The 14370-nt window shown below is 71.4% G+C and carries 12 protein-coding genes and 1 pseudogene; 9 read left to right on the top strand and 4 right to left on the bottom strand.

All coding sequences use genetic code 11. From position 1 onward, the window contains the following. The first annotated feature begins 52 nt into the window (after nucleotides 1–52). Nucleotides 53–502: a MarR family winged helix-turn-helix transcriptional regulator gene (locus OM076_RS41840; protein ID WP_270046160.1), complete on the top strand. Its 450-nt coding sequence runs from the start codon at nucleotides 53–55 to the stop codon at nucleotides 500–502. Here OM076_RS41840 and OM076_RS41835 read toward each other — a convergent pair. Genes OM076_RS41835 through OM076_RS41825 form a run of 3 tightly spaced genes read right to left on the bottom strand, consistent with a single transcriptional unit; the run spans nucleotide 477 to nucleotide 4370 of the window. Beyond that, the gene (locus tag OM076_RS41835) at nucleotides 477–1493 is read right to left on the bottom strand and encodes a glycosyltransferase (protein WP_270046159.1); all 1017 of its coding nucleotides are present in this window, start codon (nucleotides 1491–1493) and stop codon (nucleotides 477–479) included. The genes OM076_RS41840 and OM076_RS41835 overlap by 26 nt on opposite strands. Next, entirely contained in the window at nucleotides 1481–2335 is an 855-nt protein-coding gene (locus OM076_RS41830; protein ID WP_270046158.1) for a glycoside hydrolase family protein, read from the bottom strand. Before OM076_RS41830 ends, OM076_RS41835 begins: the two co-directional genes overlap by 13 nt. Nucleotides 2336–2384: 49 nt before the next feature. Further along, on the bottom strand, nucleotides 2385–4370 hold the full coding sequence (locus tag OM076_RS41825) for a phospholipase C (protein ID WP_270046157.1): 1986 nt from the start codon (nucleotides 4368–4370) through the stop codon (nucleotides 2385–2387). 144 nt (nucleotides 4371–4514) lie between these two features. On the opposite strand from OM076_RS41825, the gene OM076_RS41820 reads away from it, so the two are divergent. Both OM076_RS41820 and OM076_RS41815 read left to right on the top strand, forming a co-directional pair. Further along, the gene (locus tag OM076_RS41820; RefSeq protein ID WP_270046156.1) at nucleotides 4515–5453 is read left to right on the top strand and encodes a hypothetical protein; all 939 of its coding nucleotides are present in this window, start codon (nucleotides 4515–4517) and stop codon (nucleotides 5451–5453) included. Beyond that, entirely contained in the window at nucleotides 5450–6631 is a 1182-nt protein-coding gene (locus tag OM076_RS41815; protein WP_270046155.1) for a Dyp-type peroxidase, read from the top strand. The genes OM076_RS41820 and OM076_RS41815 overlap by 4 nt, the downstream gene beginning before the upstream one ends. A 100-nt stretch (nucleotides 6632–6731) precedes the next feature. Here the strand turns inward: OM076_RS41815 and OM076_RS41810 are convergent, their stop codons facing one another. Next, a complete protein-coding gene (locus tag OM076_RS41810) occupies nucleotides 6732–8741 on the bottom strand; it encodes an ATP-dependent Clp protease ATP-binding subunit (protein WP_270046154.1) in 2010 nt (669 codons plus the stop codon). Between the two features lie 64 nt (nucleotides 8742–8805). On the opposite strand from OM076_RS41810, the gene OM076_RS41805 reads away from it, so the two are divergent. The 6 genes and pseudogenes from OM076_RS41805 to OM076_RS41780 form a co-directional block, all read left to right on the top strand. Beyond that, nucleotides 8806–10164: an MBL fold metallo-hydrolase gene (locus OM076_RS41805; RefSeq protein WP_270046153.1), complete on the top strand. Its 1359-nt coding sequence runs from the start codon at nucleotides 8806–8808 to the stop codon at nucleotides 10162–10164. A 9-nt stretch (nucleotides 10165–10173) separates the two neighbouring features. Then, nucleotides 10174–11898, top strand: a complete 1725-nt coding sequence (locus tag OM076_RS41800) for a DUF6909 family protein (RefSeq protein WP_270046152.1) — start codon at nucleotides 10174–10176, stop codon at nucleotides 11896–11898. 98 nt (nucleotides 11899–11996) lie between these two features. Next, nucleotides 11997–12476, top strand: coding sequence for a leucine-rich repeat domain-containing protein (locus OM076_RS41795; protein ID WP_270046151.1), 480 nt, complete (start codon nucleotides 11997–11999; stop codon nucleotides 12474–12476). Continuing rightward, the gene (locus tag OM076_RS41790; protein WP_270046150.1) at nucleotides 12467–13645 is read left to right on the top strand and encodes an MFS transporter; all 1179 of its coding nucleotides are present in this window, start codon (nucleotides 12467–12469) and stop codon (nucleotides 13643–13645) included. Before OM076_RS41795 ends, OM076_RS41790 begins: the two co-directional genes overlap by 10 nt. Continuing rightward, nucleotides 13642–13938, top strand: a complete 297-nt coding sequence (locus tag OM076_RS41785; protein WP_270046149.1) for a YciI family protein — start codon at nucleotides 13642–13644, stop codon at nucleotides 13936–13938. Before OM076_RS41790 ends, OM076_RS41785 begins: the two co-directional genes overlap by 4 nt. A gap of 115 nt (nucleotides 13939–14053) precedes the next feature. After that, nucleotides 14054–14370 (top strand): annotated as a pseudogene (locus tag OM076_RS41780) (hypothetical protein); the annotation flags it as partial.

Raw genomic sequence — 14370 nt, 5'->3', positions numbered from 1 at the left:
TTGGACAGGATGACTGTCTAAATCAGACTAGGCAGGTATCCTGTCCAAGTCAATGCCGCGCCTGCCCTCGACCACCGCCCGCGATGCGCCCGAGAACCTCGCGATCCTGCTGCGCGAGCCGTTCCGCGCCATGAACGAGCAGGCGATCGGGCGGCTCGCAGATCGCGGTCACCCCGAGGTGCGCTATGCGCACGGCAACGTCTTCCAGTACCTCGACGACGCCGGCACGCGCGTCAGCGTCCTCGCCCAGCGGGCCGGCATGACCAAGCAGTCGATGGCCCAGCTCGTCGAGCACCTCGAGACGCACGGCTACGTCGAGCGGGTCCCGGACCCGGCCGACGGCCGCGCGAAGCTCGTGCGGGTGACGCCGCGCGGGACCGAGGTCTTCGCCGTCGTTCGCGAGTTCGCGGCCGAGACCGAGGCGCGGCTGCGCGAACGCCTCGGGGAGGCGAAGCTCGCGCGGCTGCGCGCGCTGCTCAGCGAGCTCGACGCAGCGCTGTGAGCGGCGGCGGCGCGGCACGCAACTCGCGTGCGAGGTCGTGCGCGGGCGGCGGCGGAGCGAGGATCGCGGCGCGCAGCGTCGCCGGCTCGGCGACGACCGCTGCGCCGACGGCTTCGAGCGCGCGGGCGTTGGCGAACTGGTCGTCGAACATCGGCATGACGATCAGCGGGATCGCGGCGGCGAGCGCGCCGAGGACCGTGCCGGAGCCGCCGTGGCACACGACGAGGGAGGCGCGTGCGAGCGCCTCCGGCTGCGGCACCCACCGCTCGACCCGGACGTTCGCCGGCACGTCGCCGAGGTCGAGGTCGGCGCCGGTCGTCATCAGGACCTCGACGTCGAGCCCGGCGACCGCGTCCAGCGCCGCCCGGTACGGTTCGTAGCCGAGCCCGGCGGCCGTCGTCCCGAACGTCACGTAGACGAGCTCGCGCGAGCTCGCGACGGCCGGCGCATCGTTGTAGCGGTGCGTGTGCGGGTACGGCGACGGGTCGAGCGAGGCGGGGAAGTGGGACGCGTAGGGCGAGGCGCGCAGCGCGGCGACCACGTCGGCCGGGAGGACCGGCGCCGCGATGTCGAGCGAGCCCCACTCGACCTCCGCCTGCGACACCGCGACCTGGATGTGCTCGATCCCGCGGCGGTGCGCCGCGATCGCCGAGGCGTACTCCGCTGCCTCGTGCAGGACCAGGTCGGGCGCGAAGTCGTCGCACAGCGCTTCGACGGTCGGGAGCATCGCCTCGACGCACAAGCGCCCGAACCACTCGCGGTTGCCGAGGATCGACTGCTCCTGGAGCGACAGCTCCGAGACCCGCGCCCAGATCTCCCGCGGCGCCGCCGCCCCGAGCCGGTACGCGTGCCGCCCCGCGGCCACGGTCGCCTCGAGCTCCGGCGGCACCGCCAGCAGCACGTCGTCGCCCCGGTCGGCGAGTGCGTCGGCAAAGGGAAGGAGCGGGCCGAAGTGCCCGTGCCCGCCGGTGCTGGCGATCAGGACGCGCACAACTCGGTCCGCAACTCGTGTGTCTCGTCGTCCAGGCGCGCTTCGTAGAAGATGCGGAACCCGCCGCCGTCCGGAAGCGGCAACGCTTCGAGGTAACGCACGTCGGCCACCGGCTCGCCGGTGGAGACGAAGTGGCCGCCGTCCGGCAGCGCGATGCCGGTGCGCTCGAACCAGTTCTCCTCTGCGCTGGCGCGGCCGTCGTAGGCGGCACGGCCGTCCGGGAGGATCGTGCACAGCCGCGCGCCGCGCGAGTCCCACTCGCCCGGCCGGCCCTCGAGCACGGTGCCGTGCCAGTCCCAGGACAGGCCGTCGGCGGAGGTCGCGTAGGCGCTGTTCATCCGGTCCTCCTCGCCCGGGAGATCGAGGAGGTGGCAGCAGATCCACGCCTGCCAGACGCCCTCGTGGACGCGGACGATCGGGTCTTTCACCGCGGTGTGGAGGTCACCCGCGAAGGCGGTTCGTACCTCGGCGGTCGCGAGGCCCTCGAGCGTGCCGGCGGAGACGACGCCGATCCACCAGTGCTTCGTGCCCGGCGTGGCGAGGCTGACGTACATCCGCCACTCGCCGTCATGCCGGACGAGCGCCGGCCGCTCCGTCCACTGGGCGCCGAAGTGGTCCTGGCCGAGCGAGAAGACGGTCTCGTAGCGCTCGCCGTCGACCGACCGCGCGACGACCGTCTCGTCGATCGTGTCCGGGCCGTTGCGGACGCGGTAGCCGAGAACGATCGAACCGTCCTCGTCGAACACCGCGGAGGGCGCGCCGGTCCAGTACTGCGGGCCGTTGCCGGGCGCGGGGGCGACGACCGTGGCGGGCGCCGACCCGGGGAGCGGGAACGTGTCCATGCCGCCCAGTGTCGCGCGGCGAGGCCGCGCGACACTGGCAGGTGACGGCTTAGAGACGAATGCTCTGGGCGATGCCGGTCACGCCCGTCTTGCTCGTGACCGCGATGCGGAGCGTGTACTTGCCCTTCAGCGCCTTCTTGGCCTTCAGGGTCGCCTTCGCGCGGCCGCGCGAGAGCGTCGTGCGGGTCGTGGCGAGGATCGACGCGCCCTTGGCGATGCGGAAGCGCACGGCGATGCCCTTGGCCTTGGCGTCGGTGCCGGTCGCGGTGCAGTTGACCGTGAACTTCTTGCCGGAGCCGCTCGTGGTGCACTTGAGCTTCAGCTTGGCCGGCGCGCCCGAGGTCGTCGTGCCTCCGACGGTGTACGCGGCCGCGGCCGGGTCGTCCTTGGCGTCGGCCGGCGGGTCGTAGTCGGAGTCGACGGTGCCGCCCACGGTCGTGGTGACCGTGGTCGAGGTCGACGTGGGCGTCGCCGTCGGCGTCGCGCTCGGGTTGCCGGACGGCGAGCCGTTCGGCGGGGTCTTGACGACGAGGCCGGTCTCCGGATCGAGGAAGACCTTCGGCGCGCGCTTGGCCTCGGGATTGAAGTCGAACATGTTGCCGATCGAGCCGGCGCGGGCGTCGAAGGACTGGTCGCCGACGCGGCCGAGCTGCCAGTTGTCCTCGATGAACTTCAGGACCGACGTCTGGTCGGTCAGCGCGTGGTCGACGTAGTTGGTCTTGGCGTAGGGCGAGACCACGAGGAGCGGCTGGCGCGGGCCGTAGCCGCAGCGGTCCGGGTAGGCGGTCGAGCCGGCCGGGACGTTGCCGCACTTGCCGGCGCCGTTGAGCGCGTCGGAGGTCGCGGCCGACGGGCTGGTGATCGGCGACATGACGTGGTCGTACCAACCGTCGGAGTCGTCATACGCGATGACGACGGCGGTGCTCGCCCACTCGGGCGACTGCTCGAGCGCGTTCAGCGTGCGGGCGACGAAGTGCTGCTCGTCGAGCGGGTCGGAGTTCGACGGGTGGCCGTCCTCGAACGCCGCCGCCTTCAGGAACGAGACCGACGGCAGGTGGCCGGACGAGAGCGCTGCGTCGAAGTCGCTCAGGTCGTACTGGTGGTTGGCCTGGTCGGACGAGCCGATCATCGCCGTCGAGGTGGGCGGCAGGTGGTGGATGTTCGCCGTGGAGGCGTAGTACTGGAACGGCTCGTGGTGCTGGACGTAGTCGCGGATCGTCGCGTTGGCGACGTTCGGGTGCGACGAGTTGCAGGTCGCCTTGCCCGTGGCGTCGACCGACGTCGGCTTGAAGCCGCCCTGGAACCAGCCCCAGCTCACGTTGTGGGTGTTCATCAGGTCGCCGACGTTCTTGCCGGAGAGCTGCACGCCGCCCGGGTTGGCGCAATCGTCGAGCTTCGGCTGCGGATCGCCGATGATCGTGTTGTTCTCGACGCCGCTTGAGGTCGGCACGTCGGTGCCGTGCGTCTGACCGCTGATCAGGTTGACCGCGCCGACCGTCGACGGGCCGAAGTTCGTGCCGAACGAGTTGTCGCTCATCGCGAAGTTCTGCGCGAGGTTCCAGAGCCCGGTGACGGTGTTGCCGTCGTAGTAGTCCATGACGATGGACTTGCCGCGCGGGCCGCACGAGCCACCGGCGGTGAACTCCGGGAACTTGTCCATGAGGCCGCCGTCGAAGGCGTTCTGCTCGGCGCCGTAGCCGTGGTTCTGCGAGCAGGTCACCGCCTCGGAACGATCCAGGCGCTGCGGCGGGAACGAGTTCGGGTTGTTGGTCAGCAGGGTCGGGTCGAGCCCGTTCACCGACGGCGTGCCGTCCTTTGCGGTGAACCGCGGCTGCCCGGCCGGGTTGGTCGCGTTCGGGTAGGTGCCGAAGTAGTGGTCGAAGGATTCGTTCTCGTCGAAGATCACGACGAGGTGTTTGATCGGGGTGCTGGCGGGGGCCAGCGGCAACGGGTCAGCGTGGGCTGCTGCCAGTCCCACCGCGACCGCGGCTGCCGCAGCGACGAGGCCGCCGGCGAAGATCGGACGTGTTCGCATTCGGCCATCCAATGCCTTCACACCCACTTATCGTGTGACTGCGCCGTTACCCTGATACCCGCATGAGAGCAGGCCCTTTTGCTCTCATGGGCGATAACGCGGCGTTCACAGGTGCCGTATTCGGGCCACCTACTGTCGGTCCGGATGACCGTTCCGCGCCTGCTCGTCGGCGTCGTCGTGGCCGCCGCCGTGGCCACCGCGGCGCTCGTCCTCATCAACCGCGATCCGGAGCCAACGGCCTCCGCCGCGTCGCACGTGGCGATCGCCCCCGGCGCGACAAGCAGGGGGGCGGGGGCGAACGTGGCGGGGACGAGCATGACCGCGCAGCAGGCGGCGGACGCGGCGATCGAGGACGGCAAGCGCCCGGATCTCGTCCCGCTCCCCGAGTCCGCGTTCAACGGCCCGATCGCCCGCTACCGCGTGTACGCGGTGGGCGAGGCGCGGGCGCTGAGGCGCGCGGCGACGGCGCTGCAGCGGGCGCAGCGCGGTGGCGCCGCGGCGACGAGGCGCGCCGGCGCCCGGGCGGCGTGGGGCTCGGCGTTCGACCATTGGCTGCTGATGGGCGCGGCGTACGGCGCGCTCGGCGACCTCGACTCGTCGCTCACCTCCGCGCTCGCCAGGCTCGAGCGCGACCCGCTCAACCGGTCCGCCGCGCGTTCGCTGGCCGCCGGCGCCCGCAAGCTCCCCGCTGCGGTGCGCAAGGCCGAGCTCGCTCCGGTCGACTACGCGATCCGCGCCCACGAGATCCTCGAGGACGTCCAGCGCGACCGGATGGCCGATCCGGCGGGCGTGCGGGCGACGGCCGACGGCGTCGCCGCCACGCGCACCGTCATCGGGACGCTGCACGACCTCCTCGCCGGGCGCGGGGACGCGCTGCAGACGGTCGACACGCGGCTGACGCAGCTCGAGGCCACGTTGCGCGAGATCCGTCACGCGCACGGCGCCTGGCCGGCTCCGGCCGCGCTGCGCGACAGCGAGCATCAGCGCTTGCTGGGTCAGCTCGGCGCCGCGCTGGAAGCGCTGGCCAACGTGCCGGGCGCACTGGAAACGACCCTCCCGCCGAAGATCCCCGCGCTGCGATGAACGTCTCCCGCCGCTCCTTTCTCACCTCGACCGCGGCCGCGATCGGCGCAGTCGGGCTCACCGGCGGCGATGGGCTCGCTGCGACGCCGGCGGTTTCGCCGGACCTGGACGGCAAGATCCCGTTCGACGGTCCGCACCAGGCGGGTGTGGTCACGCCGGGGGCCAACGAGGCGACGTTCGCGTCGCTGGACGCGATCGCGCTGAACCGGGGCCAGCTCGCGTCGGCGCTGGAGGCCTTGAGCGCGCGGGCGCGGGACCTCTCGCAGGGCACGACTGCCCGCATCGGCGAGGTCGACGACCCGCCGGCGGACTCCGGCACGCTCGGCACCGTGATCGCGCCCGACCGGCTGACGGTCACGATCTCCTTCGGCGCGTCGCTGTTCGACGATCGCTACGGGCTCGCGCGCCCCGACGGGTTGACGACGATGCCCGCGTTCGCCGACGACGACCTGGACCCGGCGCGCTGCCACGGCGACGTGCTGCTGCAGATCTGCGCCAACCGGCGAGACACCGTCGTTCACACGCTGCGCGAGCTGCTGCGGCCGGTGCGCGACTCGTTCGCGCTCCGCTGGACGATCGACGGCTTCCAGTCCGCCGACCGGTCGCCGGGCGCCGGTGGCTCGCGCCGGAACCTGTTCGGCTTCCGCGACGGCACCGCGAACCCGGACATCCGCGACGACGCGCTGATGAACAAGCTCGTGTGGACGCCCGAGGGCGGGACGTTCCAGGTCGTGCGGGTGATCCGGATGCACGTCGAGTTCTGGGACCGCGTGGGCCTGCGCGAGCAGGAGACGATGATCGGCCGCGCGCGGGACACGGGCGCGCCGCTGGGCGGCAAGACCGAGTTCCAGGACCCGAAGCTCGCGGACGACCCCAAGGGCGAACGGATCGCGATGGACGCCCACATCCGACTCGCCCACGACGCCGGCGACGGCCGCATCGTCCGCCGCGGCTTCAACTACCACCGCGGCTTCGACGCCGCCGGCCAGCTCGACCAGGGCCTGATCTTCGTCGCCTTCAACCAGGACATCGAGCGCCAGTTCGCCACCCTGCAGCGCAAGCTCGCGGGCGAGCCGATGACCGACTACATCACGCCGGTCGGAGGCGGGTACTTCTACGCCCCACCCGGCGCCGCGCGCCCAGGCGACTGGGTCGGCTCACCCCTCTTCGCAACCTAAAGCCAACCTAAGGGGTCTGACCCCTTAGGTTCCCTTTAGGCGCGAAAAGCGGCCCGCAGAGCGGGCCGCTTCCTAAAGGGTCTGGCCCCTTATGTTGCGTTTAGGCGGCGAGGGCGTGCTCGTGGACGTCGACGGTGAGGGAGCCGTCGGCGTTGGCGTAGACGTGGTCGCCGTCGTTGATGTCGCCGGACAGGATCGCCTTGGTCAGCGCCTTCTCCAGAGTGCGGCGGATGTGGCGCTGGAGAGGGCGGGCGCCGTAGGCCTCGTCGAAGCCGTCGCGGGCGAGCTGGGAGATCAGCTCGCGGTCGACGGTCAGCGCGACGTTGCGCTCGGCGAACAGGCGGTCGCCCACGCGGGTGACCATCTGGGCCGCGATCCGCTCGACGTGCGCCGGCGTCAGCGACTCGAACGTGACGATCTCGTCGATCCGGTTGATGAACTCGGGCAGGAAGGCCTGCTTGGCCGCGTCCTCCATCCGCGCGGCCTCCGCCGCGGGCTCACTCGCCGTGAAGCCGATGCCCCGCTTGGCCTTGCCGGCGCCGAGGTTGGACGTCATGACGATCACCGCGTTGGTGAAGTCGACCGTGCGGCCCTCGCCGTCGGTCAGCCGCCCGTCGTCCATGACCTGCAGCAGCACGTTCCAGACCTCGGGGTGCGCCTTCTCGATCTCGTCGAGCAGGATCACGCTGTACGGCCTGCGGCGCACGGGCTCGGTCAGCTGCCCGCCCTCGCCGTAGCCGACGTAGCCGGGGGGTGAGCCGATCAGCCGCGCGACCGTGTGCGGCTCGCGGAACTCGGACATGTCGATCCGGACCAATGCCTTCTCGGTCGCGAACAGCCGCTCGGCGAGCGCCTTGACCAGCTCGGTCTTGCCGACGCCGGTGGGGCCGAGGAACAGGAAGGAGCCGAGCGGCCGGTCGCCCTCGGAGAGACCCACGCGGGCGCGGCGGATGGTGTCCGCGACGATCTCGACGGCGTTCTCCTGGCCGATGACCCGCTGGTGCAGGTCGTCCTCCAGCTCGTTCAGGCGCTGCAGCTCGCCGGCCACCAGCTCACCCACCGGGATGCCGGTGCGGGTCGCCACGACCGCCGCGATCTGCGGCTCGCCGACCTGCAGCGGGCCGGACGCGTCGATCTGCTTCTTCAGGCCGGCCGCGCGCTCGTAGTCCTCGTCGGCGATCGCCTTCTCAAGCTCCGGCCGGAGGTCGATCCCACCGCTCAGGCGCAGTCTCGCCGCGGCCTGGTCGACCAGGTCGATCGCCTTGTCGGGCAGGTGGTACTCGCTGATGTAGCGGTCGCTCAGACGGGCTGCGGCAACCAGGGCGCTGTCGTCGATGAAGACGCCGTGGTGCGTCTCGTACGCGCCGCGCAGGCCGCGCAGGATCTCGACGGTGTCGTCCACCGACGGCTCCTCGACGGTCACCGGCGAGAAGCGCCGGGCCAGCGCGGAGTCGCGCTCGATCTTGCGGTACTCGGACAGGGTGGTGGCGCCGATCACGCGCAGCTCACCGCGGGCGAGCAGCGGCTTGAGGATGTTCGCGGCGTCCATCGCGCCCTCGGGCGCGCCCGCGCCGAGCACGGTGTGCAGCTCGTCGAGGAACAGGACGATCTTGCCCTCGGATTCGACGGCCTCCTCGAGCGCCTCCTTGAAGCGCTTCTCGAACTGGCCGCGGAACTGGGCGCCGGCGATCATGCCGGACAGGTCGAGCGCGACGATCCGCGTCTCGGCCAGCGTCTCAGGCACCTCGTTGCGATGGATCTTGAGTGCGAGACCCTCGGCGATGGCGGTCTTGCCCACGCCCGCCTCGCCGATCAGCACGGCGTTGTTCTTGCGGCGACGCGCGAGGATCTCGACGGTCTGCTCGATCTCCTCGGTGCGGCCGATCACGGGATCGATCCGGCCCTTGGCGGCGTCGGCCGTCAGGTCGCGGCCGAACTCTTCGAGCGCGGTCTCGCGCTTGGGGGACCGGCTCTTGACCTCTTCCGCGCACTGCTCGCACAGCACCGCCGCGCGCTTGTCAGCGCCCGCGGCGAACACCATCCGCACCGTGCCCGGCCGGAGGCCACAGGCCTGGCAGGGTTGGGGTTGGGTGTTGAAAATCTCAGTCATTGACACTGAGATTAGCAACTGGTTGCACGCGCAATGTGATGTCGGGCACTGTAGATTTCCGGTCGTGATCTTCCGGCAGATCGCACACGAGGATCTGGGCTGCGCGTCCTATCTGGTGGGCGACGAGGACGCGGGGGTCGCGGCGGTCGTGGACCCGCGGCTGGACATCGGCGAGTACCTGCGCCTCGCCCGCTATCTGGGCGTCTCGATCGAGCACATCCTCGAGACCCACAACCACGCCGACCACGTCTCCGGCCATGGGCGCCTGGCCGCCGCGACCGGCGCGCTCCTGCACATCCACGCGCTCGCGCAGGCCGAGTACGAGCACGAGCCGTTCGAGGACGGGTGGGAGCTCGCGCTGGGCTCCGTCGTCATCCGCGCGGTGCACACGCCGGGGCACCGGCCCGAGCACACGGCGTTCGTGCTCGTCGACAGCGCCCGCGGGCCCGAGCCGTGGGCGGTCCTGACCGGCGACTCGCTCTTCGTGGGCGACATCGCCCGGCCGGATCTCGCGGTCGAGAAGCAGGATGGGGCGCGCGGGATCTTCGCCTCGCTGCGCACGCTGCTCGAACTCGGCGACGACGTCGAGGTCTGGCCCGGCCACCTCGGCGGGTCGTTGTGCGGCGGCCCGGCGATGGACTTGAAGGTGTCGTCGACGATCGGGTACGAGCGGCGCCACAACGCGCTCCTGAGCGTCGCCGAGCGTGAGGACTTCGTCACGCGCACGACCGCCGGGCTGCGTCCGCAACCGCCGAACTTCAAGTCGATCGTGGCGATCAACCGCGGCCGCTTGGAACGCCGGCCGCTCGACGCGGAGCCGCTCACGCCCCGTCAGGTCGAGCAGAGCGACGCGCCGGTGATCGACATCCGCACCGCGCTGCAGTACGACGAGGCCCACATCCCCGGCGCCATCTCCAACACGGTCCTGCAGTCGGGCTTCGGGACCCGGCTCGCGTGGATCGCCGGTCCGGACACGCCCGTGGTGCTCGTCGGCCGCGACGACGACGACGCGCTGCGCGCGGTCGAGCTGGCCGCGGCGGTCGGCGTCGGCCGCATCGCCGGCTACCTCGCTGGCGGGATGACGAGCTGGCGCGAGGAGCGCCTGCCGACCGAGTCGATCGCCCGCCTGACCGTCGGAGAGCTGCACGAGCGCGCGAACGAGCTGCAGATCCTCGACGTCCGCGAGCGCGACGAGTGGGAGTCCGGACACATCCCAGAATCGCTGTTCGCCCCCTACCACGACATCCACGCGCTGCCGGCCGGGATCGACGCGTCACGGCCGGTCGCGGTGATCTGCGCCTCCGGCCAGCGCGCGGCGGTCGGCGCGAGCCTGGTCCAGCGCTACGGCGCCCGCAAGGTCTTCCACGTGGTCGACGGCGGCGTGCCCGCCTGGACCCGCGCCGGCTGGCCGATCGTGCGCTAGCGTCAACCCATGGCAGTTCCACGCCTTCGCGTTCCTCCCGTCGACTCGGGTACGACCCTGCGCCAGGCCTCCGACGAGGTCGAGCTCTACCACCGGACGTACACGACGCTCCTGCGGTCGTCGGGCGAGACGCTGCTGCGCGTGCTCGAGCCGTCGCACGCGGCGATGAACTCCAGCCTCCACGCGCTCGCGCACGACATGGAGTCGCCCGACCTCGGCGCGTTCCTGTACGCGTTGCGACGCCTGCCGGCCGCGATCTGGCAGGCGAGCGTGATCGTCGTCGGCCAGGAGGCCGAGGCGTTCTCACGCGCGGGCGTGGGGCGGATCGACGACTGGAAGGCCGTCGAGGCCCCCGCCCGCCGGCGACGCTGGTACGACAGCGGGACCGGCACGCTGGCGGTGCTGCTCGCCTCGACCAGTGATCTCGACGACGCGATCCCGACACTGGTGGCCTACCAGCTCGAGTGGAACAAGCTGCACGTGCTGCTGCGCGCCGCGGACCTGCCGGAGGACCCGGAGCCGCTTGACGCCGCCGACGCGATCGGCGGCAGCGAAGAGGACTGGACGCGCGTGCGGGAGTCGTGGCCGGACGGGCTCGCCGCGTTCTTCAACGAGGTCCGCAACCGCAAGCTCAACCTGCGGCTGCGGATGCTGAGCGGGTCGCAATCGGGCTACGCGCGCCTCACCCGCCGCTGGTGGGCGCCGATCCGCGCGACGCTGACCGATCAGGGACTGTCCGACCGCCCCGTGTACTTCGTCTCCTCCAACCTGCATTCGCTGGTGAACCTGCTGACCACGAAGGCGGGGGCGAGCGAGGGAGAGATCGTCGACTTCGTCGAGTCGCGCGGGCCTGACTACCTCGTCGACGAGCTCGACCGTTTCCGTAGCGGGCGGACCGAGGGGGCGTGGGAGAACTTCCTCTACTACGCCGCGCGGCTCTTCTACGAGACCCAGCCCGAGGACGGCCCGGCCTGGGAGCGCCGGCGCAAGCACGAGCGCGAGCTCGGCGTCACGCACCTCTCCTCGCGCACCGGGTTGCGGGTCAGCACGCAGGTGATGGAGCTCGCCAAGCTCGACCCGTCCGTGCTGGACTCCCGGCTCGGTCCGATCGACGCGGAGAAGCTCGCGCACGCGGACGGCGTCGTGGTCAACATCGAGTACCCGCTCGGGCTCGCCGCCTACAACATCCTGCGCGAGATCACGACCGCCAACGACACGCTGCGCGGCGTCTACGTGCTCGGCAAGGCGGCGACGCTGAACGCCGACGTGGGCGACGTCCTGATCTCCGGCGTCATCCACGACGAGCATTCCGGGTCCACGTACTGGCTCGACAACGCGTTCAGCTTCGACGACATCGCGCCCTATCTCGTGTTCGGAAGCGGGCTCGACAACCAGCGCGCGGTGACGGTCAAATCGACCTTCCTGCAGAACCGCAACTACCTCGACTTCTACTACCGCGAGGCCTACACGGTGGTCGAGATGGAGGCGGGGCCGTTCTGCAACGCGGTCTACGAGATCGCCGACGCCGACCGCTATCCGCAGGGCGAGGCCGTCAACTTCGCCAAACTCCCGATCGACCTCGGGATCATCCACTACGCCTCTGACACGCCGTACACGCAGGCGCGCACGCTCGGCGCGCGCGGGCTGTCGTACTACGGGGTGGATTCGACCTACGCGTCGTCGGTGGCGATCATGCGCCGGATCCTGTCGCTGGAGGGGTTGTACGACGGCTGAGGGGTCTCCTGGAGACCCCCGACTACGAGCTGGAGCGGCTCTACACGTGTGAACTCGGGATCTCGAGCGTCCCGGAGTTCTACGGCGCGCTGACGCGGTTGCGGACGCTCGACCTCGGGCACAACGCCCTCACGGCCGTGCCGGACCTGAGCGCGCTGACCCAGCTCGAGATCCTCTACCTGCACGAGAACGCGCTGACGGCGCTGCCCGCGCTACCGCCGTCGCTGACGTACCTGAACATCTCTGAGAACCCGCTGCGCGACGTCGAGCTCGGTTCGCTGCCGAACCTGATCGAGCTGCGGATGCTCGACCTGGATCTGGACGCGTTCCCGGACGTCGCCCCCCTGCCTGCCTTGCGCGAGCTGCACCTGCGCCGCAACCGGTTCAAGTCTGTGCCGGAGGCCGTGCGCGGGATGCGTGAGCTGCGGCTGCTCGACCTACGGGCGAACGGTTTGACGAGCGTGCCGGAGTGGATCGCCGAGCTGCCTCGGCTGGAGAAGCTCGACCTGCGCTGGAACGAGGTATTCGAGCCGCCGCGCGAGCTGGTCGAGCGCGGCTGCGTCGTCCTATGCGAGTAAGCCGGAAGACCTGGGGCGTCCTCGGGTTGGCGGTGCTCGCGCAGGTCGGCTTCTCGATCACCGAGCAGGGCATCCCGGCGCTGAACGGGTTCATCAAGACCGACCTCGGCGTCAGCGCCGCGATCGCCGGGCTGATCGTCGCGTGCTTTCCGCTCGGGCGGATCGGTGGGTCCTACGCCGCGGGGATCGCCGCGGACCGGTTCGGCGAGCGGCGGGTGCTGCTGGCGGGCGGGATCGTGGGCGGCGGGCTCACGGTGCTGGCGGCGTCGGCACCGGTCGTGGGGCTGTGCGGGCTGTTCTTCCTGGCGGGCGCGGCGAGCGCCGCGGCGACGCCCGCGGGTGGGCGGATGGTGCTGGCCGCGTTCCCGCCCCATCGGCACGGCCTGGCGCTCGGCGCGCGGCAGACCGGCATCCCGCTCGGCGGCCTGATCGCCACCGCGACGCTGCCCTCGCTCGCGCACGCCGCGGGCTGGCGGTGGGCGCTCGTGTTCGCGGGCGTGCTGACGGTGGCGTTCGTGCTCCCGCTGTTGCGGGTGGAGCTGGATTCCTCATCGGCCACGCCCGGCGCGGGGCCGTCACCGGGCGGCGACCGCGACGTGCGCCTGCTGACGCTGTGGGGGAGCCTGGTCGTCGTCGGCCAGTACGCGCTGCTGGCGTTCCTCGCGCTCGACATCCACGATGCCACCGGTCGCTCGCTCGCCTCGGCCTCGGTCCTGGTGGTCGCCGCGCAGGCGGCGGGGATCGCGGGGCGGCTCGGATGGGGTTGGCTGAGCGACCGCGGCGATCGCCCGCGCCGCAAGCCGATGCTGCTCGTCTTGACCAGCACGGGCTTCGTCTCCGCGCTGCTGCTGTTCGCCGTGCCGCGGTCGGCGCCGCTAGGCGCCCTGCTCGCGGTCGCCGTGCTCGCCGGCTCGTCGCTCGTCGGCTTCCAGGGCCTGTGGATCACGATGCTCGCCGAGCTGTCGCCGCCCGGCCGCGTCGGCGCGACGACCGGGTTCGCGATCACCTTCACCGTCACCGCCGTCACGTTGACGCCGCCGGTCCTCGGCCTGGTGGCGGACGTCGCAGGGACCTACCGCGCGGTCTGGGCGGTGCTCGCGGGCCTGCTCGCCTGCGCCTTCATTCCCGCCCTGCTGGTGCGCGAGCCGCGGGATAGGCTCGCGACATGAGCGAATGGATCGCGTTCCTTCACGCGCCGCGCGAGCACTTCGCCGAGACGATGACGCCGGACGAGCAGGCGGTCTTCGGCGCCCACGCGGCGCGCCTCGAACGACTGTTGGACGAAGGCCCGCTGATCCTCGCGGGTCCGACGCTCGGTGCCGTCAATACGGGGATCGTGGTCTTCGAGGCGCCGGACGAGGCCGCGGCGCAGCGCATCCTCGACGAGGACCCGGTGATCGTCGCGGGCCTCTGCAGCGGCGAGCTGCGCCCGTTCCGGGCCACGTTCCTGCGGGGGCGCTAGGCCACTCTGAGGCGGGCGATGCCGGGCATCGGGAGTTCGAGGGTGACTTCGTTCTCCGAGCTTGCTGATTCCCCGGATCGATGGACGCTCTGCCTGAACGGATCTACGCTCGTCCGTGACGCCCGTGTTCCGCACCCGCCACGAAACCGTGCGCTTCGCCGCCGGTCTGCTCTGCATCGCGTTCATCGTGATCGTGCTGATCAAGGGCCTCTGGATCCTCGCGCTCTTCGGCGTCGTGGTGCTGGCGATGCAGATGATCAACCTCGCCCTCGGCCCTCGCCGCCGGCGGGGCCTGCGCCCGCGCCCGCGCCGAGCCGCGGTCGCGCGGAACGAGCCGCTGGCTGCGGCCGACGCTCCGGGACCCGTGAGCGGCGAGCCGCACGCCCCGCCCGCGCGGCAAACCCCGACGCGCGCCAGCGAGGCAGCGCGCCG

It is taken from the genome of Solirubrobacter ginsenosidimutans (genome assembly GCF_027587205.1).
The sequence above is the reverse complement of the archived record's forward strand: the minus strand, read 5'-3'. Positions and strand labels throughout refer to the sequence as shown.